This window comes from Stenotrophomonas sp. a6 (assembly GCF_030913325.1).
Classification (GTDB): domain Bacteria; phylum Pseudomonadota; class Gammaproteobacteria; order Xanthomonadales; family Xanthomonadaceae; genus Stenotrophomonas; species Stenotrophomonas maltophilia.
Window position 1 is genome coordinate 30,795 of the sequence record NZ_CP133161.1, and the last position, 22,355, is coordinate 53,149.

A 22,355-nucleotide genomic window follows, 5' to 3' on the forward strand; every position below is an offset into this window, starting at 1 on the left:
GCCAGCGGCCGGCACTACCGATGGATCGGCATGGCCGCCGTGCCCGTGGGAGAGGGGTACGGAGCAGCGGCGGCCATGCACAGGCAGTCAGGCGGCGAAGTCGAGCACCACGCGGCCTTCGATGGTGCCCGCGTGCATGCGCGCGAACACGTCGTTGATGTTCTCCAGGCGGTCGGTGCTGACCGTGGCTGCGACCTTGCCTTCGGCGGCGAACTGCAGTGACTCCTGCAGATCCAGCCGGGTGCCGACGATCGAGCCGCGCACGGTGATGCCGTTGAGCACCATGCCGAAGATGTCCAGCGGGAAGTTGCCGGGCGGCAGGCCATTGAGCGACACGGTGCCACCGCGGCGGACCATGCCCAGAGCCTGTTCGAACGCCTTGGGCGACACTGCGGTGACCAGAGCGCCGTGCGCGCCGCCGATCTCCTTCCTGAGGAATGCGGCCGGATCGGTGGTACGCGCGTTCACGGTGATCTGCGCGCCGAGCTGCCGGGCCAATGCCAGCTTGTTGTCGTCCACGTCCACCGCAGCCACGTTCAGGCCCATCGCACGGGCGTACTGCACCGCCATGTGGCCCAGGCCACCGATGCCGGAAACCGCCACCCAGTCCCCGGGCTTGGTGTCGGTCACCTTCAGGCCCTTGTAGACGGTCACGCCGGCGCACAGCACCGGCGCGATCTCGACGAAGCCCACTTCCTTCGGAAGCAGGCCGACATAGTTGGCATCGGCCAGTGCGTACTCGGCGAAGCCGCCGTTGACCGAGTAACCGGTGTTGCGCTGCGTCTCGCACAGCGTTTCCCAGCCACCCAGGCAGTGTTCGCAATGGCCACACGCCGAGTACAACCAGGGGATGCCGACCCTGTCGCCTTCCTTGACGTGCCCTACCCCGCCTCCCACGGCCACGACGTGCCCCACGCCCTCGTGGCCGGGGATGAATGGCGGGTTCGGTTTCACCGGCCAGTCGCCCTCGGCGGCGTGCAGGTCGGTGTGGCAGACGCCACAGGCCTCGATCCTGACCAGCACCTCGCCCGCCCCCGGGCGCGGTACCGAGACTTCCTCGATGACCAGCGGCTTGCCGAACTCGCGTACGACGGCGGCCTTCATGGTGGATTGCATGTTCGGATCTCCGCAGTGCGCTTGCCCACAGAATGACGCCGGCTCGAGGCCGGCGCTTTGATCACGATCAAACCTTTGAAGATCCGTGCAGCAGGTTCAGCTGGCCAGCACCGATGCTTCGCGCGCCAGTCGTTCGATGGCGTCCCAGTCACGGGTCTGCAGCAGCGCCGGGGTGGTCAGCCACGAACCGCCCACGCACAGCACGTTGGGCAGGTGCAGGAACTGCGGCGCGGTCTGCGCGCTGATGCCACCGGTCGGGCAGAACCGCACGTCGGCAAACGGGCCGTGCCAGGCCGCCAGCAACGCAGCGCCACCGGCCTGCACCGCCGGGAAGAACTTGAAGGTGTCCGTGCCGTGCTCCAGGCCCAGGATCAGGTCCGAGGCGGTGGCGGCACCGGGCAGGTACGGCAGGTCGGCATCGCGCGCGGCGGCATACAGCGCCGGCGTTGCACCGGGCGACACCGCGAAGCGCGCGCCGGCCTGCTTCGCCGCCTGCATCTGCGTGGCGTTGAGCACGGTGCCGGCGCCGATGACAGCATCGGGCACGGCCTCGACCATGGCCTTGATCGCATCCAGCGCCTGCGGCGTGCGCAGCGTCACTTCGATCACCGGCAGGCCGCCGCGGAACAGCGCCTGGGCCACTTCGACCGCCTCATTCACATCTTCGGGGGTGTACACCGGAATCACCGGTGCCAGCTTCAACAGCGCGCGCAGGCGCGGATCAGCGCTGGACATGGTCTTGCTCCTTGCCCGATGGGGCATCGCGGATCGCCGCCGGGTCCGGCAGCGCAGCGGCGCATGATGCCATGCACGCTGCGAAGGTGCTGGTACCCTGCCCTGCGGCGGATTCAGACTGCGTCGGCCTGCAGTGCCTGGATGCGGCGTTGGTACCAGTCACCCCCAAGCGGGTCGAACACCGCCGAACGTTCCATCGGCGCTTCGTATACATGCACCGAAATGGCCAGGGCTTCATCGCTGGCATTGCGCAGGGTGTGGTATTCGTGAGGTGGAATGAGGCTGCCGGCGCTGCCGCAGCCGCCGCGCAGCGCGGCGTGGCGTCGGAAGCGCCAGCGTTCGCCGGCGCATTCCAGCAGCTCGTAACGGGTGATCTCCAGTTCCCCCAACCACACGCCCTCCACACACCACATGGCATCGTGGTCGTGCAGCGGCGTGCCCTGCCCTGGGCCCCAGCTCATGGCAATCACGCTGTAGCCGTGTTCCTGGCTGTGGTACAGCGGGCGTCGCGCGTAATGATCACTGACCGGACGGTGCACGCATTCGGGTAGCTCGATGCGGCTGTCCGCAATGGCTTCCTGCAGCGCCAGCTGCAGGTCGGCGGTGATGCGCCCGGCATCACCGGAGGTCATCGCCGCGTCGACTGCGGCGATCAACCTGTCGCGGCCACGGAACGCCGGAAACGGAGAGGTCTGCAGGTCCATGCCCCGACTGTAGCGGAGCATGGTTAAGGGAATGTTGGTGTTCGCGCGCGTGGCACCCGCATTCATGGCAAGCACGCGTGAAAAACGGTTCAGATGCAAACGCAGTAGAGCGATCACAATGGAACCCCACGCGGTGGAACGTGTCGAACACGGTCTGTGCCGCTCCAGCTGCGACATTCCGCAACTTCGCGCCCGACGCGCGCAAGGCTAGAATTCTCCGACTTACCTGGTTCTATACATGTCAGTGCGAAATATGAGCGATGCCGCGTTGCCGGCATCGAAAGGCAAGGCTGCCACGATCAACGACATCGCACGACTGTCGGGAGTTTCCAAGAAAACGGTTTCAAGAATCATCAACAACTCGCCGCTGGTGCGCAAAGACACCCGCGACAAGGTCGAGGCGTTGATGCGCGAGGTCGGTTACGTGCCCGACCCCCTGGCGCGCGGACTCGCGTTCCGCCGCTCCTTCCTGATCGGGCTGGTGTACGACGACCCGGGCGCCCAATGCATTGTCGACCTGCAGCACGGCGCGCTGGAAGCGCTGCGCGGCACCGGCTATGAGCTGGTGGTGCACCCGTGCAACAGCCAGGATCCGGACTGTGCGGACGGCGTGCGCCGCTTCGTGCAGCAGCAGAAGCTGCATGGGGTGATCCTCGGCCCGCGTGCATCCGAATCGGTTGCACTCGCGCAGATGCTGGACGACATCGACTGCCGCTACGTGCGGATCAACGCGCATGCGTCGGAAGAAGACGTGCAGGCGGTGGTCACCCACGATCGCGATGGCGCGGCAGCAGCAGCGGGCTACCTGCTCTCGCTCGGCCACCGCGACATCGCGGTGATCGCCGGACCGGGTGACCGGCGCGCGGCGCGTGAGCGTACCCATGGCTTCCTTGACCGGTTGGCCCAGGTGGGGCTGACCTTGCCGGGCGAGCGTGTGCTGGAAGCGGGCGACACCTTCGAATCCGGCGTGCATGCCGCCGAACGGTTGCTGCTGGGGGAACGCCGCCCCAGTGCGATCTTCGCCGGCAACGACGAGATGGCGGCCGGTGTCTACCAGGTCGCGCTGCGTGCGGGTATTGCCGTGCCACAGCAGCTGTCGATCGTCAGCTACGACGACAGCCCGCTGGCCTCGCGGCTGTGGCCGCCGCTGACTTCGGTGCGCCGCCACGTGTCCGACATCGGCCGCATGGCCGCAGCGATGCTGGTGCAGACCGATCTGCCGGATGCGCCGACCGCAGCCAGCGTGCATCCGCAGTTGATGGTGCGTGGTTCCTGCCGCGCCGTGGACGCCTGAGTGCCCTGCCCTCGCCTGCACCGCCGCGAAGGCATCAGGCATCAGGTATCAACGAGAACGGCGCATCGAGGTGCGCCGTTTTCAGTGCAAAGCGGTGTGCGCCGTGCGCTTACACGTCGCCGCCGTCGGCCCCCAGCTCTCTAGTGTTGCGAAACCAGTATTTCTTACGAGTCGAAGACCAAAAAATCGCCGGATCTTCGCAGTATCTCCTCGATGACATCGTTTTCGTCGAATTTGCGAAATTCAGGGAGATTGTCGTACTGGCCGAACTTGGCGGCCGGAATGAAGTGACCCTGAAAGACGACCATCCTGACATCCGGTCGTATCGCGGCAACCTGCTTCCTGGGTGGGGCCCATGCGGAGGCATCGTCCTCGAATGGCACATTGCCGACGCGTGGCCATCTGCCCTCCCTGATCGCCTCCTGAAACAGGAACACGTCCAATACGCTGTTTAAGGTAGAAATCTGCGTGATGGAGAGAATGCGTCCTTTGGACAAAACAGGAAGGACGGCGATGTCAACGTCCCGATATGCACGAATATAGCCAAAGCTCTGATGCTCAGCATCCAATGGAACAGCATAGACGTCTCCAGCGATGACGCGGACCCTCTTCCTGGGCTTGGTCTCAACGCTCATCTGCGGGTGAAATCATCTCTAATGAATGGCTGGTAGCTTGGGGTAGCAGTCGGTGCAGCACAGCCCTTGCGGTATGACTGTCTCTCGATCGAGCGCGGCCTCGATCAATTTTGGTCAATCAGATAGGACAGTGCGTAGAGGATGATTCGACCTCGAACCGAAGTTCAAGGCCGATTGCGACAGAGTGTCACGCATTGCATAACGGCAGTCATCTTCCATCGGTCGCGCAGCACTCATACACCTTACACGTCGCCGCCGTCGGCCCAGCCTTCACCGGTGCCCTTCTGGAACACGCGGTCATCGCCCTGCACATCGCCTGCCGGCAGATGCGCCTGGCTGGCCAGTGCCGCGTAGATCGGGGTGAAGTCCGGCGACGTCGCCTGCATCAGCTGTTCGAAGCTGTCGATGACGAAGTAGGTCTTCTGGAAGGTGTCGATGCGGTACTTCGTGCGCATGATCCGCTGCAGGTCGAAGCCGATGCGGTTGGGCGCGGCCGATTCCAGCGAGTACAGCGACTCGCCCTTCGACGACACGATGCCGGCGCCGTAGATGCGCAGGCCCTCGGGCGTGTCGATCAGGCCGAATTCCACCGTGTACCAGTACAGGCGCGTGAGGTTCTGCAGCGCGTCCGGGCCGATCGCGTGGGCTTTGACGCCGCCACGGCCGTACGCCTCCATGTAGTCGGCGAACACCGGGTTCATCAGCAGCGGCACGTGGCCGAACAGATCGTGGAACAGGTCCGGCTCGGCGATGTAATCAATCTGGTCCGGGCGACGGATCCACCAGGTCACCGGAAAACGGCGATTGGCCAGGTGATCGAAGAAATCCAGTTCCGGCAGCAGGCCTTCAACGCCGACCAGGGTCCAGCCGGTGGCGGCGCCGAGTAATTCATTGAGCTGGTCGAAGCGCGGAATCATGTGCGCGCTCATGCCCATCTCGTCCTGTGCATCCAGGAACTCCTGGCAGGCGCGGCCGACCAGCAGCTCGCGCTGGCGCTGGTACAGCGTGCTCCAGGTGGCGTGGTCGTCGGCGGTATAGGTGTCCCACGGCTGCTCGACGAGCGCGGTGGTGTACACCGGCACGTAGCCCTTGTCGGTCTGCTGGTGTTCGACGCGGCGGGGCTGGGCGAGGTCCATGGGGCACTCCTTGACGGGATGCCTACGATGCTAGGGCAGAGCATGCGCAACAGGGTTGCAAAAGTTGCGCCCGTTGGCCCTGTTGGCGCAATATCCTTGCGTACTCACCATGTTGCGGGGCAACAATGGCCGGAGAAGTCCAGTTTGATCGCACGGATATACGCCTGCTGGCTGAAATCCAGCGGGATGGGCGCGCCACCAACGCCGAACTGGCGGCGCGGGTGAATCTTTCGCCTTCGGCCTGCCTGCGGCGGTTGCAGCGGCTGGAAAGCGAGGGTGTGATCGTCGGCTATGGCGCGCGGCTGGAGCCGCGGCAGCTGCGGCTGGGCCTGCAGGCCTTCGTGCGCGTGCAGCTGGAAAAGCACGACCAGGCCGCCATCGGCCACTTCGTGGACAGCGTGCAAGCGTGGGACGAGGTGGTGGCCTGCCATGCGCTGACCGGCGACATGGACTACCTGCTGCACGTCTACGTGCGCGACCTGGAGCACTTCTCTCGCTTCCTGCTGGACCGGTTGCTCAACGCCGGTGGCGTGGCCGATGCCAATTCCAGCTTCGTGCTGCGCACGGTGAAGGGCTTCCAGGCATTGCCGCTTTCGCAGCTGGAGTCGTGATCATCCGGCGGATGTGGGAGAGCGTGACTTGCTTTGCATCCTGGGCGACGCAAGGCATTTTCCTACGGCGAGACGGATGAACCTCTGACAGAGTGACGCAATCAGCCTTCCTAGACTCACTGGACAACCCTGTCCGGAGAGATCGACATGAAAGTCTGCCTTGCTCCAGTCATTGCCCTGCTTGTCGCTGGCCTGATGCCGGCCGCTGCGGGTGCTTCCCCCCAGATCGCCAACGCCCAACCTCTGGCGCTGAGTTGCGGTACCACTGAATTCGTCGGCATGACCAGCAACTCGTCGACGCTGGCCAAGCGCCAGTGCAATGGTAGCTATGTCTATGGAATCGGCGTCTCGGTCAATGAAGCGGTGGAGAACCTCAACGGCTTCATGGCGGTGCTGCAGGCCGGCGTGAGCTGCAGCGCGGATGCCAGCAGCATCGTCAGTGGTGCCTACGGCAAGGGTGTTTTCGCCCAGTTTGTCTGCAATGGCTGGTCGATCGCCGGCGTGGGCAACTCACCCACCACCGCGGCGCGCAACTCGCTGGCCATCGCGACGGAAATGGCGGCCACGGGTACCCATTGCGCAGCGCCGCTGCAGGGTTCGTACTATCCGGAATCCTGGGGGTTCCGTTTCCGCTACGACTGCGGCAACACGCAGACCCTGAAGAGCTGGTCCATCAGTGGGCTCGGTGCCAGCATCGATGACGCCAACGTCATCGCCATGCGACTGATGCGTTACTCCACAGCGGCAGGCCAGAGCTGCAACTTCGAGAAGGCCGAAATCAATGGCGTCATTCTGCACGCCACGCTGGTCTGCAACGGCTCGTACATCCATGGCTACGGCAGCTCGGTGACGGCCGCAGCCAACGACGCACTGGCCCAGATCGGCGCCTGACCCGTCGTGAGGCCCCTGGGGGTGACCCGCATGGAGCGGGTTGCCCTCAGCACTTGTCCTTGCGGCCCATCAGCTTGCCCAGGCGCGAGGCTTCCTCGCACTTGGGAGCAGCCACCGGCGCCGGTGCAGCGGCCGCAGCACGCGCACGCTGCAGCTGCTGGATCCTGGCGCGGATCTGCGGCATTGCAGCCATCGCGGCCTTTTCGCCTTCCAGGATCGCCGTGCCGCGCTGGCTGAAATCGGCAGCGCCGATGTCCAGCACCTTCGGCCGGATGACGATGTCGGCGCGTGCCAGTTCCTGTTCGCCCAGGCGCTGGCCCATGATCGAGATGGACTGGTTGACGATGCCCAGCATGTCGGTCGGCGCCTTGCCGCTGGCCTTGCTGGAGATGTCCACGGCGATCACGAAGTCGGCGCCGAGCTGGCGCGCGGCATCCACCGGCACCGGGCTGACCACGCCGCCATCGATGTAGTTGCGACCACCGATCTTCACCGGTTCGAACACGCCGGGAATGCTGCTCGACGCGCGCACCGCCTGGCCGACGTTGCCGCGCACGAAGATCGCCCGCTCGCCGGTTTCCAGCTGGGTGGCGACGGCGGCGAACGGCTTCTTCAGGCGTTCGGCCGGACGGTTGGCAACCTGTTCGTTGACGTAGTCCTGCAGCTTCTGGCCCTGCACCAGGCCACCGGAGAACAGCCGCACGTCGCGGATGCTGGCTTCATCCAGCGCCACCGCCTTGCTCTGCATCTGGAACGCGTCCATGCCGCTGGCGTACAGCGCGCCGACCACGCTGCCGGCACTGGTGCCGGACACCACCGCGGGCTCGAAGCCATTGGCCTCCAGCATCTTGATCACGCCGATGTGGGCAAAGCCCTTGGCCGCGCCACCGCCGAGTGCGATGCCGATCTTCACCGGCTTGGCCTGTGGCACCACGGTCGGCGCCGGCGGCGGCGTAGGGCGGACCGGATCGCCACCGCAGCCGGCCAGCAGGCCGATCAGGGCGACGGACAGCAGCATGCGGGGGCGGAACAGGCTCATCGGCAGTGCGCTCGCGGCGCCGGATTCAGGAAAGGGCGCCAGCATACCGAAGCCGTGGCGGGGCGGGCAGGGTGGGAAATATCGCCCATTCATAAAGGTAGTGCCAAGGTCCATGGGGCTGCCTGCCAGCGGCCGGCACTACCGGGATGCGCGCCAAGGTCCATGGGGTTGCCGGCCAGCGGCCGGCACTACCGGGATGCGCGCCAAGGTCCATGGGGCTGCCGGCCAGCGGCCGGCACTACCGGGATGCGCGCCAAGGTCCATGGGGCTGCCGGCCAGCGGCTGGCACTACCGGGATGCGCGCCAAGGTCCATGAGGTTGCCGGCCAGCGGCCGGCACTACCGGGATGCGTGCCAAGGTCCATGGGGTTGCCGGCCAGCGGCCGGCACTACCGGGATGCGTGCCAGGGTCCATGGGTTGCCGGCCAGCGGACGGCACGACCGGAGGCGGTCAGAAGCGCTTGTCGCCGTCCAGCATCCGGCCCAGGCCGCCCAGTACCGAACCCTCGCCGCGGTTCTGGCCACCGCCCTGCGGCGCGGCCATCCACATGCGGCCGGCCAGGCGCGAGAACGGCAGCGACTGCAGCCAGACCTTGCCTGGGCCGGTCAGCGTGGCCAGGAACACGCCCTCGCCGCCGAACAGCATGCTCTTGATGCCCGCAACACGGCGCACGTCCATGTCCACGGTCGGGTGGTAGGCCACCACGCAGCCGGTATCCACGTCCAGGCGCTCGCCGGCAGCCAGCTCGCGTTCCACCACGCAGCCGCCGGCGTGGATGAACACCCAGCCGTCGCCTTCCAGCTTCTGCATGATGAAACCCTCACCACCGAACAGGCCGGTCATGATCTTGCGCTGGAACTGCACGCCGATCTGCACGCCGCGCGCACCGGCCAGGAAGCTGTCCTTCTGGCAGATCAGGCGGCCGCCGTGCTGGTCCAGTTTCATCGCCAGCACCGTGCCCGGGTAGGGCGCGGCGAAGGCGACCTTGCCCTTGCCGTGCCCGCTCTGCGTGTAGACGGTGGCGAACAGGCTCTCGCCGGTCAGCACGCGCTTGCCGGCGGCCATCACCTTGCCCATGAAGCCGCCGCCCTGGTCGCCGTTGGCGGCGCCGAACACCGTGTCCATCTGTACCGTGGCGTCCTTGAACATCAATGCACCGGCCTCGGCGATCGCGCTCTCGCCGGGGTCGAGCTCGATCTCCACGAACTGCATTTCATGGCCGACGATGCGGAACTCGATGTCGTCGGCGCGGCCGCTGGCGCCGACGGGGACCGGCGGTGGGGTGTTGGGCATGCCCGGGGCCACCGCCTGCAGCTCGGCCACCTCGGCGATCGGTGTCCACCCGCTCATGCCCTGGCACCAGGCCAGCGCGCGCGGATTGGCCTGCGCGTAGCGGCGCGCGGCCTCGTCATCAAGCGGGCCGATGCGCTCGGCCTGGGCGGAGGCATGGAAGTACCACTGGGTCATGGCGGCGGGTCCGTCGCGTTGGAAACCCCGAGTCTAGCGAGCGCCCGGGGCGCCGGCGACGGGGCCATGAACGGCGGGCATTTGCGGCGTAGGTGCTGTATTGCAACAATTATCTGGTAGCGCCGTTTTACCACCCCTCCAAACACAGCCTACCGCCATGTCCCCGACCCGTACTTCCCGTGGCCGCCTTCCGGTCGCGCGCCCCCTCGTTGCCGCTCTTTCCGCCCTGCTGCCGCTGGTAGCAGCCGCTCAGGAAACCCCCGCCGCCAAGGATCCGGTTGCCCTCGATGCCCTGCAGGTGACCGCGCAGCGCCGCGTCGAGAACGCCAAGGACGTACCGGTCGCACTGAGCGCGATCCAGGGCGAGAAGCTGGATGTGCTCGGCTCGGCCGGCGATGACATCCGCTTCCTGGCCGCGCGCGTGCCCAGCCTCAACATCGAGTCGTCCTACGGCCGTGCCTTCCCGCGCTTCTACATCCGCGGCCTGGGCAACACCGATTTCGACCTCAATGCTTCGCAGCCGGTGTCGCTGGTGTATGACGACGTGGTGCAGGAAAGCCCGCTGCTGAAGGGCTTCCCGCTGTTCGACCTGGCCAACGTGGAAGTGCTGCGTGGCCCGCAGGGCACGCTGTTCGGCCGCAACACCCCGGCCGGCGTGGTCAAGTTCGATTCGGCGCGACCGTCGCAGGATGCCGACGGCTACGTGCGCGTGGGCTACGGCAGCTACAACAGCTGGAACGTGCAGGGCGCCTACGGCGGCCCGCTGACCGACCGCTGGTCGGCACGTGTCTCGGCGATCTACCAGCGCCGCGATGACTGGGTCGACAACACCCGCGCCGGTGCCCCCAACAGTGGTTTCGAAGGCTATGACGAAGCCGCCGGCCGCGTGCAGTTCCTGTACGAAGGCGACGACTTCGAAGCGCTGTTCAACCTGCACAAGCGCAAGCTCAACGGCACCGCCCGCCTGTTCCGCGCCAACATCATCCAGAAGGGTGGCAATTCGCTGGTCGAGAACTTCGACCGCGACAAGGTGGCCAACGACGGCGTCAACTTCTCCGACCTGGAAACCTGGGGCGGCAGCGCGCGCCTGCAGTGGAACCTCGGCTCGGTGACGTTGCATTCGATCACCGGCTACGAGACCGCCGAATCGCTCAACCGTGGCGACATCGACGGCGGCTACGGTGCGGCCTTCCTCGGTGCCGGCAACTACGGCCCGGGCCTGATTCCATTCTCGTCGGAGTCGGCCGACGGCCTGCCGCACCACCGCCAGTGGACGCAGGAAGTGCGGATCGAGTCCAACGAGTGGGGCCGCTTCGACTGGCAGGCCGGCGTCTTCTACTTCGATGAAGACGTGACCATCAACAACTTCAACTACGACTCGCTGACCCCGGGCAATCCACAGACCGGCCACGTGGTGCAGAACCAGCGCAACAAGGCGTGGGCGGTGTTCGCTTCGGGCGACTTCGATGTCACCGATCGCTTCAAGCTGCGCGCCGGCGTGCGCTACACCCAGGACAAGAAGGACTTCAGCGCCAGCGTGCTGCAGGCCGTTCCGTTCGGCACCCCGGTCAGCGGCCCGTACCTGGCCAACACCGACGTCAACGACGTCAGCTGGGATGTCAGCGGCGTCTACAAGCTGACCGACGACATCAACGCCTACGCCCGCGTGGCCAAGGGTTTCCGCGCACCGTCGATCCAGGGCCGCCTAGCCTTCGCGCCGGGCCTGTCGCAGGCCGACTCGGAGAAGGTCCTCTCGTATGAAGCCGGCATCAAGGCCGACCTGTTCGAGCGCCGCGCGCGCCTGGGCCTGAGCGTGTTCCGCTACAACGTCGATGGCCAGCAGCTGATCGCGGTGGGTGGCAGCAACAACACCGCCACCCTGCTCAACGCCGACAAGACCATCGGCCAGGGCGTGGAACTGGACCTGGAAGCCTACCTGGCCGACAACGTCCTGCTGACCTTCGGCAGCAGCTACAACGACACCGAGATCAAGGACAAGGATCTGGCGGTGGCGATCTGCGGCGGTGGCTGCACCATCAACGACCCGACCACGGTGATCAACGGCCAGACCTATGCGCTGGTGAACGGCAACCCGCTGCCGCAGGCGCCGAAGTGGATCCACAACGCGACCCTGCGCGTGGGCTTCCCGCTCAGCGATGGCAGCGAGCTGTACGCCTACACCGATTGGGCCTACCGCAGTGCGGTGAACTTCTTCATCTACGAGTCGCCGGAATTCCGCGGCCGTAGTTCGCTGGAAGGCGGCCTGCGCCTGGGCTACAACTGGGATTACGGCCAGTACGACGTGGCCGTGTTCGGCCGCAACCTGACCAACCAGACCCGCGTGGTCGGCGCGATCGACTTCAACAACCTGACCGGCTTCCTCAACGAGCCGCGTACCTGGGGCGTGGAGTTCACCGCGAAGTTCTGATGCGGTGGCTGCGTTGATGCAATGAAAAAGGGCCGGCGCAATGCCGGCCCTTTTTCCTTACGCCCATTGTAGTGCCGGCCGCTGGCCGGCAACGAGTGATCCGGCGCGCGCTTACAGCGCGCTCTGCGGGCGCACCTTCAGCACCGCGTTCTCGGTAGTGCAATCGCGGCTGGAGTGCAGGCCGGCCTTGCGTGCGGCCGCGATTTCCTTGCGTGCGGCCAGCAGGTCCTTGTTGAATGCAGCGTTGTCGTGCAGGCGGGCCACCGCGGCGGCGCCCATGAAGCGGCCTTCGAGGATGTCGCTCTGCCAGTGCACGTTGCAGACCAGGCGGCTCTCGCCGTAGTTGCGGCCACGGGCCTGGATGGCATCGGCGCGGTCCGGCGCGATCTCGGACAGGATCAGTGCCCAGGCCCAACCGATCGAGGTGTGGCCGGACGGGTAGGAACCGTTCTTGCGCAGGCCTTCCTCGTCCTTCGGCGAGCAGGTCGGTTCACCATTGACCATGAACGGGCGCGGGCGCTGGTAGTGGTTCTTGGCCGCCTTGGTCGCCGCACTGGCGTCGATCCGGCTGCGCTCCAGCAGGCGATACAGCGCCGGGGTCTTCACCGCATCGACGTCGATGTCGGCGGCGCAGGAGAAGTGGTTGGCGCCTTCGGGGAAACCGAGTTCCGCATCGACACCGGCCTGGGCGAAGCGCGGGCTGCCACGCAGCGCGCGGGCTTCACGGCTGACCTGCTCGTCCAGGGCGAGCGCGGCCGAACCGGCCACCGGTGGTGCCGGTACCAGGTCGAGGCTGGCCGGAACCGCGCTCTTGTCCAGATAGCCCACCGCCTTGGTGGTGATGTTGGCTTCGACGGCGGTCGGCTTGGTGGCGGTGGCGGCACAACCGGCCAGGGCCGCGACGACGGCAAGGCCGAGCAGCGGGCGGGCAGGGTGGGAAATCAGCGACATGGACAGGCTCCGGGAGAGAAAACAACGCGCCATGATCGCAGCCCCCATACGACACTGCAGTGGCCATCGGTCATACGGCCAGACCCGGCATGGTCATTGTCGCGATATGAAAAGCGTCATCGTTTGACGTCAGTCTCCTGATTCCGGGCGCAGCGCACGGACTTTCACGCCGCTGCACCGCGAGCATCGGCACAACGGCAAGCGCCAGGGCCGTCCAGTTCCAGCCGGGTCGGGGGGGATCCGAAGACAGAGGGAGAGAAGCGATGCGCAGCACCGCAACAGGAAGTACCGTCCTGGCCCTGCTCCTCGGGCTTGCAACAGCGCCGGCGCAGGCCGCCGACGTGGTCGGCGTGGCCTTCGTGCATGGCACCGGCGCGCAGACCAACGCCACCCAGGACTACTGGCAGCCGGCGATCATCGACACCGTGCGCCAGGGCCTGCCGAACAGCAGCAACTACGTGGTCATCAACTGTGACTTCACCCAGTACATGTGGAAGCCCGAAGCTGCCGGTTGCCTGGCCAACCAGCTGACCAGCTTCATCGACAGCCGTGGCATCACCCAGCTGGTGGTGATCACCCATTCCAACGGCGGCAATGTGGTGCGCTGGATCCTGTCCAACCCGACCTACGACAGCCGCTATCCGAAGATCATCCGCACGGTGCGCAAGGTCACCGCGCTGGCACCTTCCTCGGCGGGTACGCCGTTGGCCGATGCGGTACTCAACGGCAACACCTTTGAAACCTCGCTGGGCTGGCTGCTGGGCTACAAGAACGACGCGGTGCGCCAGCAGAAGGTGGCGAGCATGGCCACCTACAACGCGCAGAACCTGTATGGCACGGCCGGTCGCCCAGCGCTGCCCAAGCCGTTCCGCGCGGTGGTCGGTAGCGACGTGGAATCGGCGGTGTGGGACAGCAACAGTTACTGCGGCGGCTATGCCGCCAACGTCGGCCTGGAGTTCACCCAGAACTGGCTGTCGTCCTGCTCCGATGGCTTCCTGGAGTGCAGCAGCCAGAAGGCCGCCGGCACCACCTGGTTCACCGACAAGGCGCGTACCCAGGGCGCAGAACCGCTCAGCCACAACCAGAGCCGCCGCGAGTGCTTCGGCCTCGGCACCCTGCTGCGCAACGACCTGACCCAGTGAGGGAGACGACCATGACGATTCAATCCACCCTGCTGGCCGGCGCCGTGCTGGCAGCACTGTCCCTTTCCGCAGCGCAGGCCGCGCAGCCGCTGCAGGCCGCCCGCGCAGGCGACCAGGTGCCCGCGGCGCTGGTTGCCGCGCCGTTGCCGGCCGATGACAGCGAACGCGCACCGCTGTCCTTCGCCTGGGCCTTGGACCCGGCGCAATCGTTGCAGGCGGCGACTCCGTATGCCTCGGTCAGCCGCAGCTACTGGCAGCAGGTCGATGGCACGCAACTGCAGCGCGGCCTCGATCTACCGCTGACGGCCGCCGATGCGGTGATCCAGCTGAGCCCGGCAGAAGGCGCGCGTGCAGTGCCGGCCAACTCGCTGCAGGTGCGCGACCCGGCAGGCCGCAGCAGCGTGGCCCGCAGTGTCGACGCGCGCGCGCTGCAGGAGGCCGGTATGCCGGTGAGTGATGGCAGCAGCATGCTGCGTACCGGCGCGACCAGTGCGGCCGGTGCGTACACGCTGCAGAGCGCGCAGGCACAGGGCCGCTACGTGGTGCAGGTACTGGAGCCGAACAGTCCGCTGCGGCTGGAGGTGCAGGCCAACCAAGGGCAGGTGCTGGCCGGTGGCAACCTGCAGCTGCAGGCGCGCCTGCTGGAAGACGGCGCTACTCCCGCAACGCTGGCCTCACGCCGCAGCAGCCTGGGCGGTGAAGCGTTGCTGGTTGCGCCGGACGGCCGCAGCTGGCCGCAGCGCCTGCTGCGCACCACCGATGGTGCCCTGCGTGCGCAGGTGCGGATTCCGGCTGATGTCGGCAACGCGCAGGGGTTGTGGGAGCTGCAGGTGTTCGCCCAGGCCGATGGTGTGTTGCGCGATGGCAAGGTCGCCTTCGCGGTGGCGCGTCCGACCGCGCGCTTCAGTGGCCAGGCGGCGCCGGACCCGGCCAGTCGACAGGTCGCACTGCCATTGCAGGTAGCCGCCGCTGGCCGCTACGAGGCGCGTGGCACGCTGTATGCCACCGGCCGCGATGGCCAGCTGAAGCCGGTCGCGCAGGCGCATGCGGCCGCGTGGTTCGATGGTCCGGGGCGTGGCCAGCTGGTGCTGCCGTTCGACCAGGCCGCATTGCCGGCCGGTTTCGGTGCGCCGTATGAGCTGCGCGACCTGCAGCTGCAGGATCAGAGCCGGATGGCACCGATCGAGTCACGCGCGCTGGCGTTGAGGTTCTGAGCAAGGCGGTGGCGGGCCGGAACATCCGGCCCGCTGCACCGGCATGGCGACGGAATGGCATCGCGACGGGAATGGCGTGACGGCGGGAATGACATCACGACGGGAATGACACCACGACGGGGTAGAGTCGGTCTCCCAGGCCTGTCGGTTTCCAGGCTCCTTGTTTCCCCCGAGGGCTCCGCCTCACCCCGCGTACGCGGTCAGCCGGCCTTCCTGCTCGCACACGGTGATCGGGCCACCGAACACCGCCGACAGCGGCGCGCTGCGCAGCAGTTCGGCGCGGGTGCCATCAGCCAGCACACGGCCGTCGCGCAGCAGCACCACGCGTTCGATCTCGGGAATGATCTCTTCGATGTGGTGGGTCACCAGCACCAGGGTGATGCCCTGCTGCGCCAGCACCCGCATGGTCGCCACCAGCTGCTCGCGGGCGACCAGGTCCAGCCCGGTGGAGGGTTCGTCCAGCAGCAGTGCCTGCGGCCGATTGACCAGCGCGCGGGCGATCAGCACGCGGCGGGTCTCGCCGGCCGACAGCTCGGCATAGGCGCGTTCGCGCAGGGACAGGGCGCCGGTCATCGCCAGTGTCTCGCCGACGCGCGTGCGCATGTCGGCGGTCACTTCGCGGAAGGCCGGCACCACGTAGCTGGCGAAGAAGCCGGACAGCACCGCCTGTTCCACGGTCAGCCCGGGCATGTCGGCCAGATTGCTGCTGAGGTCGCCGGTGACGATGCCCAGCTGCGAACGCAGCCGGTCCACCTGCCAGCGGTTCTGGCCCAGCACCTTCACCGCCACCGAGCCGTCTCCCTGTGCAAGGGGATACAGTTCGCGGGTGATCAGCTTGATGAAGGTCGACTTGCCGCAGCCGTTGGGGCCGAGCAGGGCGGTGTGCTGGCCCTGCGCGATGCGCAGGCTGAGCCCGTGCAGCACCTTCACCTGGCCGCGCACCACGGTGGCGCGGTCCAGTTCGATCAAGGGGGGCAGCTCCGCAACGGACGGGGCGGCAGTCATGGTGCTGGCGCGTGGATCAAGGCTCGACAACTCAGGTCCCCAACTGTGAACGGTGCCACGGATGACGGTGGCAATCACCGCCGCAGGGATGCAGTTTGCAACGCAAGCGCCCATGATGTCTGCCATCCCCGCGTCGATACGGAGAGCCGCCATGCCCGATGCCCTGATGTCCCTGTTGACCGGTGGTGTGCTCGGCCTCGGCTGGTGGGCCATGCTGGGCGTGCTGCTGGTCTTCACCCAGATCACCATCTTCTCGGTGACCCTGTACCTGCACCGCAGCCAGGCCCATCGCGGCGTCGATTTCCACCCGGCGCTGGCCCACGTGTTCCGTTTCTGGCTCTGGCTGACCACCTCGATGATCACCCGCGAATGGGTGGCCATCCACCGCAAGCACCACGCCAAGGTGGAGACCGAGGACGACCCGCACAGCCCGGTCACCCGCGGCATCGGCACGGTGTTCTGGCATGGCGTGGAGCTGTACCGGGAGGCACGCGGCATGCGCGCGGACATCGAGCAGTACGGGCGCGGCACCCCGGATGATGCGATCGAGCGCCACCTGTATACCCCGCACGCCACGCTGGGCCCGGTGCTGCTGCTGGCGATCAACAGCGTGCTGTTCGGCCTGCCCGGCGTGGCCCTGTGGGCGATCCAGATGGCATGGATCCCGTTCTGGGCGGCCGGCGTGGTCAATGGCCTGGGCCACTGGTGGGGCTACCGCAACTACGAATCGGCCGATACCTCCACGAACCTGACGCCGTGGGGGTTCTGGATCGGTGGTGAGGAGCTGCACAACAACCATCATGCCTTCCCCAGCTCGGCGCGCTTCGCGATGCGGCGCTGGGAGTTCGACATCGGCTGGAGTGCGATCCGCCTGCTGCAGGCGCTGCGCCTGGCCAAGGTGCTTCGCGTTGCACCGGCCATGGACGTACGCCCGAACATCGCCGTGCCCGATGCCGAGACCCTGAAGGCGCTGCTCTCGCACCGCTTCCAGGCGATGACCGACTACCAGCGCAACGTGTTCATGCCGGCCCTGCGCGAGGAAGCCGCCCACGCTGGGGCCAAGCTGCGGCGCCTGCTGCCGCGCCGGCTGCGCCGTGGCCTGGTCAACGATGGCCGCTGGCTGAAGCCGGACAGTCGTGCCCAGCTCAGCGAATGGGTGGCACAGCGCCCGCGCATCCGCACCCTGGTCGAGTACCGCGCGCGGTTGGCGGCGCTGCTCGAGGCCCGCGGCCACGATGCCGCCGAGCGCCTGCACCAGCTGCAGGCCTGGTGCCGCGAGGCCGAGGAAAGCGGAATCGCGGCGCTGCAGGCCTACGCTGCGCGATTGAAGGGCTACAGCCTGGTGGGCGCGTGAGGGCAGGGTACGGCGTTCTGCTGGCGGTGCTGCTGCCGGGTGCGGCGCTGGCCCAGGTCACCGATACCGCCAGCTACCTGCAGCGGATGGACAGCGATGGCGACGGCAAGGTCAGCGAGGCCGAGTACGTGCAGTGGATGCTGTATGCCTTCGACCGCATGGACCGCAATGGCGATGGCGTGCTGAGCGCCGAGGAGCTGCCCGGTGGCAAGGGCAGGGCGATCCGCCGCGAGCAGCAGCGGCAGGTGATCGTGCAGCGCTTCCATAAGCAGGATGCCAACGGTGATGGCGTCCTGGATGCCCGTGAACTGGCGGCGCCGCCACGCTGAGCGGGCGTAGAATCGGTTCATGCCTGAACTGCCCGAAGTCGAAACCACCCGCCGCGGCCTGGCGCCGCACCTGCAGGGCCGCCGCGTGCATGGCGTGATCCTGCGCCGCGCCGACCTGCGCTGGCCGATTCCGCCGGAAGTGGCCGAGCTGCTGCCGGGGCAGCGCATCGAGGACATCCGCCGTCGCGCCAAGTACTTGCTGCTGGACACCGCCATCGGCAGCGCCGTGCTGCACCTGGGCATGTCCGGCAGCCTGCGTGTGCTGCCCGGCGATACCCCGCTGCGCGCGCACGACCATGTGGATATCAGCCTGGACAACGGCCGCCTGTTGCGCTTCAACGACCCGCGCCGCTTCGGCAGCCTGCTGTGGCAGCCGGCCGGCGAAGTCCACCCGCTGCTGCAGGGGCTGGGCCCGGAGCCGCTGGACGATGCCTTCGACGGGGACTACCTGTTCGCCCGCAGCCGTGGCCGCAGCGCGCCGGTGAAGACCTTCCTGATGGACCAGGCGGTGGTGGTGGGCGTGGGCAACATCTACGCCGCCGAGAGCCTGTTCAAGGCCGGCATCAGTCCGCTGCGCGAGGCCGGGAAAATCTCGCGCGAGCGCTACCAGCGGCTGGCCGATGCGGTGAAGGAGATCCTCGGCTACGCCATCACCCGTGGTGGCACCACCCTGCGTGACTTCATCAGCCCCGATGGCGCGCCGGGCTACTTCGAGCAGGAACTGCTGGTGTACGGCCGTGACGGGCTGCCCTGCCCGAACTGTGGCCGCGCGTTGAAGCACGCCACCATCGGCCAGCGCGCCAGCGTCTGGTGCAGCCACTGCCAGCGCTGAGGCAGGTGGCCAGCGGCAGCTGAACGGGCAGGGCACGTCTCCGCTGCCCGTTAACGTTTGTCTGCCTATGATGGCCGACCTTCCCCTCTGTGCCTGACGCGCCTGCATGCAACGACGCGACTTCATCCGCAATGCCTCCCTCGCCCTGGCTGCATTCGGCCTGCCGTCCCTGCCCGCGTGCGCGGCCAGCAGGAGCGGCCAGATGGGCCTGCGCCGCCTCGGCCAACCGCAGCCGTTCGACTTCGCCACCCTGAAGGGCCAGGCGCGCGCGCTGGCACAGGCGCCCTACAAGAGCCACAAGCGGGTGCTGCCGGGCCGCCTGGAAGGGCTGGACTGGGACCAGTACCAGTCGATCGGTTACCGCCAGGACCATGCGCTGTGGGCCGACCAGCCGGGCAAGTTCCAGGCCAAGTTCTTCCACCTGGGCCTGTACTTCCATTCGCCGGTGCGCATGTTCGACGTGGTCGACGGCAAGGCGCAGGAGCTGGCCTATGACGGCGCGGCCTTCAACTACGGCAAGAGCGGCATCAAGGACGGCGAGCTGCCGGCCGATCTCGGCTTCGCCGGTTTCCGCCTGAACACCCGCAAGGACACCGATCGCGATTTCGCCGCCTTCCTCGGCGCCAGCTACTTCCGCGCGGTCGGCAAGGAAGGCCAGTACGGCCAGTCCGCGCGTGGCCTGGCAATCGATACCGGCATGGGCAAGCCGGAGGAATTCCCGGACTTCATCGCCTATTACCTGGAACAACCCTCGGCTGATTCGGACACGATCGTGGTCTACGGCCTGCTGGATTCGCCCAGCGTGGCCGGCGCCTATCGCTTCGCGATCACCAATGGCGACGTGCTGCTGATGGACATCGACAGCGCGCTGTACCCGCGCAAGGCGATCGAGCGGTTGGGCATCGCCCCGTGCACCAGCATGTACCAGGTGGGCGAGAACGACCGCCGCATGGCCTGGGACTGGCGCCCGGAGATCCACGACACCGACGGCCTGTCGCTGTGGACCGGTGCCGGCGAATGGATCTGGAGGCCGCTGCTGAACCCGCGCAACCTGCGCTTCAACATGTTCGTGGACCGCAACCCCCGCGGCTTCGGCCTGCTGCAGCGCGACCGCAACTTCGACCATTACCAGGACGACGGCGTGTTCTACGAGAAGCGCCCGTGCCTGTGGGTGGAGCCGAAGGGCGAATGGGGCGAGGGCTCGGTGCAGCTGGTGGAGATCCCCACCGTGGATGAAACCTTCGACAACATCGTGGCGTTCTGGAACCCGAAGGAAAAACCGCAGCCGGGCCAGGAACTGCTGGTCGGCTACCGCCTGTACTGGGGTGCCGAACCGCCGGCACGGCCGCCGCTGGCGCACTGCGTGGCCAGCCGCACCGGCCTGGGTGGCGTGGTCGGCAAGAAGCGCGAGTACTTCAGCTGGCGCTTCGCGGTGGACTTCGAAGGTGGCGAGCTGGCCAGGCTGATCGACAAGGGCGAGGTCGAGGCGGTGGTGGAAGCCAGCCGCGGCCGGGTCGAGATCGTGTCGGCGCGTCCGCTGCGCGAGATCAACGGCTACCGCGCGATGTTCGACCTGGTGCCGCCGGAGGGCAGTACCGAGCAGATCGACATCCGCCTGTTCCTGCGCAGTGGCGGCAAGACCCTGACCGAGACCTGGCTGTACCAGTACACCCCGCCGCCGGCCGGTGCGCCGGAGCGCACGCTGTACTGAGAGGGGGTTGGGTTTGCAGGGCTTGCAGCCCTGCACCTGCCGAGGTCAAAGCAACAGCAACAGCCGAAGCAGAAGCTGGTTTCCTGAGGGTAGGTGGGGTGGGTCCGGTGGCGGGAGACGCCGTAAACCCGTCCATGGGGGCTTGGCTGCGGCATCCATGCCGCGGACACTCCCGCCACCGGACCCACCCCGCCTTCGACAGACCTCCGCGATCTGTCGGAGCACGGGGTCGGATCCCGTTGCTGCGCAACGGGCTCTGACCCAGATGAATTTCGATAGATGAATTTCGATATCTGACAGATGTGCCGACCAACGGTCGGCACCCACCAACAGCTGCGGGGATCTGTCAGAGGTGGGGCGGTGTCGGAGTGCGGGGTGTCAGCCGCATGGATGCGGCTGCCAAGCTTACAGGGACGTACTTGCAGCGTCCCCGCAGTCCGACACCGCCCCGCCATCACACGCAATGCCAGCTCTTGCTGTTGCTGTTGCCGGCCAGCGCCGGCACTACCGCGGGTGCAGGGCTGCAAGCCCTGCACAAGACCCCCCCCTTACAGCGGCAGGGGCGCCTGCGCCGGATCGATCCGCCCTTCACCGCGGGTGATCTTCTTGAACTCGGCACGGCTGACCGACACGTAGCGGTCGTTGCCACCGATCTCCACCTGCGGGCCATCCTTCACCGCATGGCCATGTTCGTCTACGCGCACGGTCATCGTCGCCTTCTTCCCGCTGTGGCAGATGGTCTTGATCTCCTGCATCTCGTCGGCCCAGGCCAGCAGGTACTGGCTGCCCTCGAACAGCTCGCCGCGGAAATCGGTGCGCAGGCCGTAGCACAGCACCGGAATGCGCAGCTGGTCGACCACCTCGCTGAGCTGCCAGACCTGGGCGCGCGTGAGGAACTGTGCTTCATCCACCAGCACGCAGCCCATCGGGCCGTTGGCGGCCAGGTCCTGTTCGACCCAGTGCTGCAGGTCGGTGTCACGGTCGAAGGCCATGCCGTCCGCACGCAGGCCGATACGCGAGGCCACCACGCCGGCGCCGGCACGATCATCCAGGCGCGGGGTCAGGATCGCCACCCGCATGCCGCGTTCGCGGTAGTTGTGCGCGCTCTGCAGCAGGGTCGTGGTCTTGCCGGCGTTCATCGCCGAATAGTAGAAATAGAGCTTGGCCATCGCCCAATTCTAGTCGTCCACCGCCTTGTCGTCGCGGACCGCGTCCGGCCGTCCTATCTCGACGCTGGGGGTCAGCGCGGGGCGCCAGTAGTTGTCCTGCAGGCACCAGTAGTCGGCGGCGCGCCAGTAGTCGTTGTCGTAGACGATGCTGCCCGGCGTCACGATGCCCTGCTCGTTGCCGCGGCGCTGGACGACGATCAGGCCGGAGCTCACGTACCCGAGGCGGCTGCCGGTGATCTGCTGGCGACCGTCCCTGAGGGCGCGCTCCATGCGAGGCTTGGCCACGCGGTCGCCATAGTCGGCATAGACCTGCTGGCCGCGCTCGATCGCCTGTGCCTGCTGCAGTGCGTCCAGGCGTGCCCAGTAGTGCTCCCGCAGCACCAGGAAGTCGTGATACATGCGCTCGGCGGCCAGGTCCATCCAGATGTAGGCCATCACCGGATCGGCCCGGGTACCGACGCCCTCCTGGTACAGCCGCGCCACCATGGCCTGGGAGAACTTGTCGGCGTAGCGCGCCGAACGCTTGTAGTAATCCAGCGCCCTGGCGGGCTGCCTGTCCCGTTCGGCCCGCTGGGCCATGCTGCGCCAGAAC

At 67.1% G+C, this 22,355-nt stretch carries 21 protein-coding genes; 10 read left to right on the plus strand and 11 right to left on the minus strand.

Annotation, left to right across the window (positions count from 1 at the left end; genetic code table 11):
• Nucleotides 1-87 precede the first annotated feature (87 nt).
• From adhP to Q9Q79_RS00155, 3 genes are all read right to left on the minus strand, one after another.
• Nucleotides 88-1,116, minus strand: coding sequence for an alcohol dehydrogenase AdhP (adhP, locus tag Q9Q79_RS00145; RefSeq protein ID WP_033833528.1), 1,029 nt, complete (start codon nucleotides 1,114-1,116; stop codon nucleotides 88-90).
• A gap of 96 nt (nucleotides 1,117-1,212) precedes the next feature.
• The gene (gene eda / locus Q9Q79_RS00150) at nucleotides 1,213-1,851 is read right to left on the minus strand and encodes a bifunctional 4-hydroxy-2-oxoglutarate aldolase/2-dehydro-3-deoxy-phosphogluconate aldolase (protein ID WP_005411778.1); all 639 of its coding nucleotides are present in this window, start codon (nucleotides 1,849-1,851) and stop codon (nucleotides 1,213-1,215) included.
• A gap of 113 nt (nucleotides 1,852-1,964) precedes the next feature.
• Entirely contained in the window at nucleotides 1,965-2,555 is a 591-nt protein-coding gene (locus Q9Q79_RS00155) for a cysteine dioxygenase family protein (RefSeq protein ID WP_005411799.1), read from the minus strand.
• A 238-nt stretch (nucleotides 2,556-2,793) separates the two neighbouring features.
• Between Q9Q79_RS00155 and Q9Q79_RS00160 the strand changes: the two genes are divergently transcribed.
• Nucleotides 2,794-3,849: a LacI family DNA-binding transcriptional regulator gene (locus tag Q9Q79_RS00160; protein ID WP_024957474.1), complete on the plus strand. Its 1,056-nt coding sequence runs from the start codon at nucleotides 2,794-2,796 to the stop codon at nucleotides 3,847-3,849.
• A 164-nt stretch (nucleotides 3,850-4,013) separates the two neighbouring features.
• Here Q9Q79_RS00160 and Q9Q79_RS00165 read toward each other — a convergent pair whose 3' ends face one another.
• Nucleotides 4,014-4,484 (minus strand): Imm26 family immunity protein, encoded by a 471-nt coding sequence (locus Q9Q79_RS00165; protein ID WP_012478677.1) that lies wholly within the window; start codon nucleotides 4,482-4,484, stop codon nucleotides 4,014-4,016.
• Nucleotides 4,485-4,726: 242 nt separating this feature from the next.
• Nucleotides 4,727-5,620 (minus strand): phenylalanine 4-monooxygenase, encoded by an 894-nt coding sequence (gene phhA / locus Q9Q79_RS00170; RefSeq protein ID WP_201863882.1) that lies wholly within the window; start codon nucleotides 5,618-5,620, stop codon nucleotides 4,727-4,729.
• 125 nt (nucleotides 5,621-5,745) lie between these two features.
• Here phhA and Q9Q79_RS00175 point away from each other — a divergent pair, with 125 nt between their 5' ends.
• On the plus strand, nucleotides 5,746-6,231 hold the full coding sequence (locus Q9Q79_RS00175) for an Lrp/AsnC family transcriptional regulator (protein ID WP_005411782.1): 486 nt from the start codon (nucleotides 5,746-5,748) through the stop codon (nucleotides 6,229-6,231).
• Nucleotides 6,232-6,378: 147 nt separating this feature from the next.
• The gene (locus tag Q9Q79_RS00180; RefSeq protein ID WP_005411783.1) at nucleotides 6,379-7,122 is read left to right on the plus strand and encodes a hypothetical protein; all 744 of its coding nucleotides are present in this window, start codon (nucleotides 6,379-6,381) and stop codon (nucleotides 7,120-7,122) included.
• A 46-nt stretch (nucleotides 7,123-7,168) separates the two neighbouring features.
• On the opposite strand, the gene Q9Q79_RS00185 is transcribed toward Q9Q79_RS00180, so the two are convergent.
• On the minus strand, nucleotides 7,169-8,161 hold the full coding sequence (locus Q9Q79_RS00185; RefSeq protein ID WP_005411784.1) for a patatin-like phospholipase family protein: 993 nt from the start codon (nucleotides 8,159-8,161) through the stop codon (nucleotides 7,169-7,171).
• A gap of 450 nt (nucleotides 8,162-8,611) precedes the next feature.
• Nucleotides 8,612-9,628: a TIGR00266 family protein gene (locus Q9Q79_RS00190; protein WP_049418874.1), complete on the minus strand. Its 1,017-nt coding sequence runs from the start codon at nucleotides 9,626-9,628 to the stop codon at nucleotides 8,612-8,614.
• 157 nt (nucleotides 9,629-9,785) lie between these two features.
• On the opposite strand from Q9Q79_RS00190, the gene Q9Q79_RS00195 reads away from it, so the two are divergent.
• Nucleotides 9,786-12,056 carry a TonB-dependent receptor gene (locus Q9Q79_RS00195; RefSeq protein ID WP_012478680.1) on the plus strand — a complete coding sequence of 757 codons (2,271 nt, stop codon included), beginning with the start codon at nucleotides 9,786-9,788 and terminating at the stop codon, nucleotides 12,054-12,056.
• Nucleotides 12,057-12,167: 111 nt separating this feature from the next.
• On the opposite strand, the gene Q9Q79_RS00200 is transcribed toward Q9Q79_RS00195, so the two are convergent.
• Complete coding sequence (locus tag Q9Q79_RS00200; protein ID WP_005411807.1) at nucleotides 12,168-13,007, minus strand: phosphatase PAP2 family protein; 840 nt, start codon at nucleotides 13,005-13,007, stop codon at nucleotides 12,168-12,170.
• Nucleotides 13,008-13,270: 263 nt separating this feature from the next.
• Here Q9Q79_RS00200 and Q9Q79_RS00205 point away from each other — a divergent pair, with 263 nt between their 5' ends.
• Entirely contained in the window at nucleotides 13,271-14,149 is an 879-nt protein-coding gene (locus tag Q9Q79_RS00205) for a hypothetical protein (protein WP_201863883.1), read from the plus strand.
• Between the two features lie 11 nt (nucleotides 14,150-14,160).
• The gene (locus Q9Q79_RS00210) at nucleotides 14,161-15,363 is read left to right on the plus strand and encodes a DUF4785 domain-containing protein (RefSeq protein WP_012478681.1); all 1,203 of its coding nucleotides are present in this window, start codon (nucleotides 14,161-14,163) and stop codon (nucleotides 15,361-15,363) included.
• A 183-nt stretch (nucleotides 15,364-15,546) separates the two neighbouring features.
• On the opposite strand, the gene Q9Q79_RS00215 is transcribed toward Q9Q79_RS00210, so the two are convergent.
• A complete protein-coding gene (locus tag Q9Q79_RS00215) occupies nucleotides 15,547-16,368 on the minus strand; it encodes an ATP-binding cassette domain-containing protein (RefSeq protein ID WP_012478682.1) in 822 nt (273 codons plus the stop codon).
• A gap of 151 nt (nucleotides 16,369-16,519) precedes the next feature.
• Here Q9Q79_RS00215 and Q9Q79_RS00220 point away from each other — a divergent pair, with 151 nt between their 5' ends.
• The 4 genes from Q9Q79_RS00220 to Q9Q79_RS00235 all read left to right on the plus strand — a co-directional run bounded on the left by Q9Q79_RS00220 (nucleotide 16,520) and on the right by Q9Q79_RS00235 (nucleotide 20,594).
• The gene (locus tag Q9Q79_RS00220; RefSeq protein WP_044569304.1) at nucleotides 16,520-17,722 is read left to right on the plus strand and encodes a fatty acid desaturase; all 1,203 of its coding nucleotides are present in this window, start codon (nucleotides 16,520-16,522) and stop codon (nucleotides 17,720-17,722) included.
• Nucleotides 17,719-18,051: an EF-hand domain-containing protein gene (locus Q9Q79_RS00225; RefSeq protein ID WP_005407487.1), complete on the plus strand. Its 333-nt coding sequence runs from the start codon at nucleotides 17,719-17,721 to the stop codon at nucleotides 18,049-18,051. Before Q9Q79_RS00220 ends, Q9Q79_RS00225 begins: the two co-directional genes overlap by 4 nt.
• Nucleotides 18,052-18,070: 19 nt before the next feature.
• On the plus strand, nucleotides 18,071-18,883 hold the full coding sequence (gene mutM, locus Q9Q79_RS00230; protein WP_005407488.1) for a bifunctional DNA-formamidopyrimidine glycosylase/DNA-(apurinic or apyrimidinic site) lyase: 813 nt from the start codon (nucleotides 18,071-18,073) through the stop codon (nucleotides 18,881-18,883).
• Between the two features lie 106 nt (nucleotides 18,884-18,989).
• Entirely contained in the window at nucleotides 18,990-20,594 is a 1,605-nt protein-coding gene (locus tag Q9Q79_RS00235) for a glucan biosynthesis protein D (RefSeq protein ID WP_012478684.1), read from the plus strand.
• Nucleotides 20,595-21,142: 548 nt separating this feature from the next.
• Here Q9Q79_RS00235 and Q9Q79_RS00240 read toward each other — a convergent pair.
• Both Q9Q79_RS00240 and Q9Q79_RS00245 read right to left on the minus strand, forming a co-directional pair.
• Nucleotides 21,143-21,763 carry a thymidine kinase gene (locus Q9Q79_RS00240; protein ID WP_005407490.1) on the minus strand — a complete coding sequence of 207 codons (621 nt, stop codon included), beginning with the start codon at nucleotides 21,761-21,763 and terminating at the stop codon, nucleotides 21,143-21,145.
• Between the two features lie 9 nt (nucleotides 21,764-21,772).
• Nucleotides 21,773-22,342 carry a sel1 repeat family protein gene (locus Q9Q79_RS00245; protein WP_111193564.1) on the minus strand — a complete coding sequence of 190 codons (570 nt, stop codon included), beginning with the start codon at nucleotides 22,340-22,342 and terminating at the stop codon, nucleotides 21,773-21,775.
• Between the last annotated feature and the right edge of the window lie 13 nt (nucleotides 22,343-22,355).

What these genes read in the sequence shown, in the direction of transcription:
- adhP (WP_033833528.1), bottom strand. Translation starts at nt 1,116, where the DNA reads ATGCAATCCACCATGAAGGCCGCCGTCGTACGCGAGTTCGGCAAGCCG.
- eda (WP_005411778.1), bottom strand. Translation starts at nt 1,851, where the DNA reads ATGTCCAGCGCTGATCCGCGCCTGCGCGCGCTGTTGAAGCTGGCACCG.
- Q9Q79_RS00155 (WP_005411799.1), bottom strand. Translation starts at nt 2,555, where the DNA reads ATGGACCTGCAGACCTCTCCGTTTCCGGCGTTCCGTGGCCGCGACAGG.
- Q9Q79_RS00160 (WP_024957474.1), top strand. Translation starts at nt 2,794, where the DNA reads ATGTCAGTGCGAAATATGAGCGATGCCGCGTTGCCGGCATCGAAAGGC.
- Q9Q79_RS00165 (WP_012478677.1), bottom strand. Translation starts at nt 4,484, where the DNA reads ATGAGCGTTGAGACCAAGCCCAGGAAGAGGGTCCGCGTCATCGCTGGA.
- phhA (WP_201863882.1), bottom strand. Translation starts at nt 5,620, where the DNA reads ATGGACCTCGCCCAGCCCCGCCGCGTCGAACACCAGCAGACCGACAAG.
- Q9Q79_RS00175 (WP_005411782.1), top strand. Translation starts at nt 5,746, where the DNA reads ATGGCCGGAGAAGTCCAGTTTGATCGCACGGATATACGCCTGCTGGCT.
- Q9Q79_RS00180 (WP_005411783.1), top strand. Translation starts at nt 6,379, where the DNA reads ATGAAAGTCTGCCTTGCTCCAGTCATTGCCCTGCTTGTCGCTGGCCTG.
- Q9Q79_RS00185 (WP_005411784.1), bottom strand. Translation starts at nt 8,161, where the DNA reads ATGAGCCTGTTCCGCCCCCGCATGCTGCTGTCCGTCGCCCTGATCGGC.
- Q9Q79_RS00190 (WP_049418874.1), bottom strand. Translation starts at nt 9,628, where the DNA reads ATGACCCAGTGGTACTTCCATGCCTCCGCCCAGGCCGAGCGCATCGGC.
- Q9Q79_RS00195 (WP_012478680.1), top strand. Translation starts at nt 9,786, where the DNA reads ATGTCCCCGACCCGTACTTCCCGTGGCCGCCTTCCGGTCGCGCGCCCC.
- Q9Q79_RS00200 (WP_005411807.1), bottom strand. Translation starts at nt 13,007, where the DNA reads ATGTCGCTGATTTCCCACCCTGCCCGCCCGCTGCTCGGCCTTGCCGTC.
- Q9Q79_RS00205 (WP_201863883.1), top strand. Translation starts at nt 13,271, where the DNA reads ATGCGCAGCACCGCAACAGGAAGTACCGTCCTGGCCCTGCTCCTCGGG.
- Q9Q79_RS00210 (WP_012478681.1), top strand. Translation starts at nt 14,161, where the DNA reads ATGACGATTCAATCCACCCTGCTGGCCGGCGCCGTGCTGGCAGCACTG.
- Q9Q79_RS00215 (WP_012478682.1), bottom strand. Translation starts at nt 16,368, where the DNA reads ATGACTGCCGCCCCGTCCGTTGCGGAGCTGCCCCCCTTGATCGAACTG.
- Q9Q79_RS00220 (WP_044569304.1), top strand. Translation starts at nt 16,520, where the DNA reads ATGCCCGATGCCCTGATGTCCCTGTTGACCGGTGGTGTGCTCGGCCTC.
- mutM (WP_005407488.1), top strand. Translation starts at nt 18,071, where the DNA reads ATGCCTGAACTGCCCGAAGTCGAAACCACCCGCCGCGGCCTGGCGCCG.
- Q9Q79_RS00235 (WP_012478684.1), top strand. Translation starts at nt 18,990, where the DNA reads ATGCAACGACGCGACTTCATCCGCAATGCCTCCCTCGCCCTGGCTGCA.
- Q9Q79_RS00240 (WP_005407490.1), bottom strand. Translation starts at nt 21,763, where the DNA reads ATGGCCAAGCTCTATTTCTACTATTCGGCGATGAACGCCGGCAAGACC.
- Q9Q79_RS00245 (WP_111193564.1), bottom strand. Translation starts at nt 22,342, where the DNA reads ATGGCCCAGCGGGCCGAACGGGACAGGCAGCCCGCCAGGGCGCTGGAT.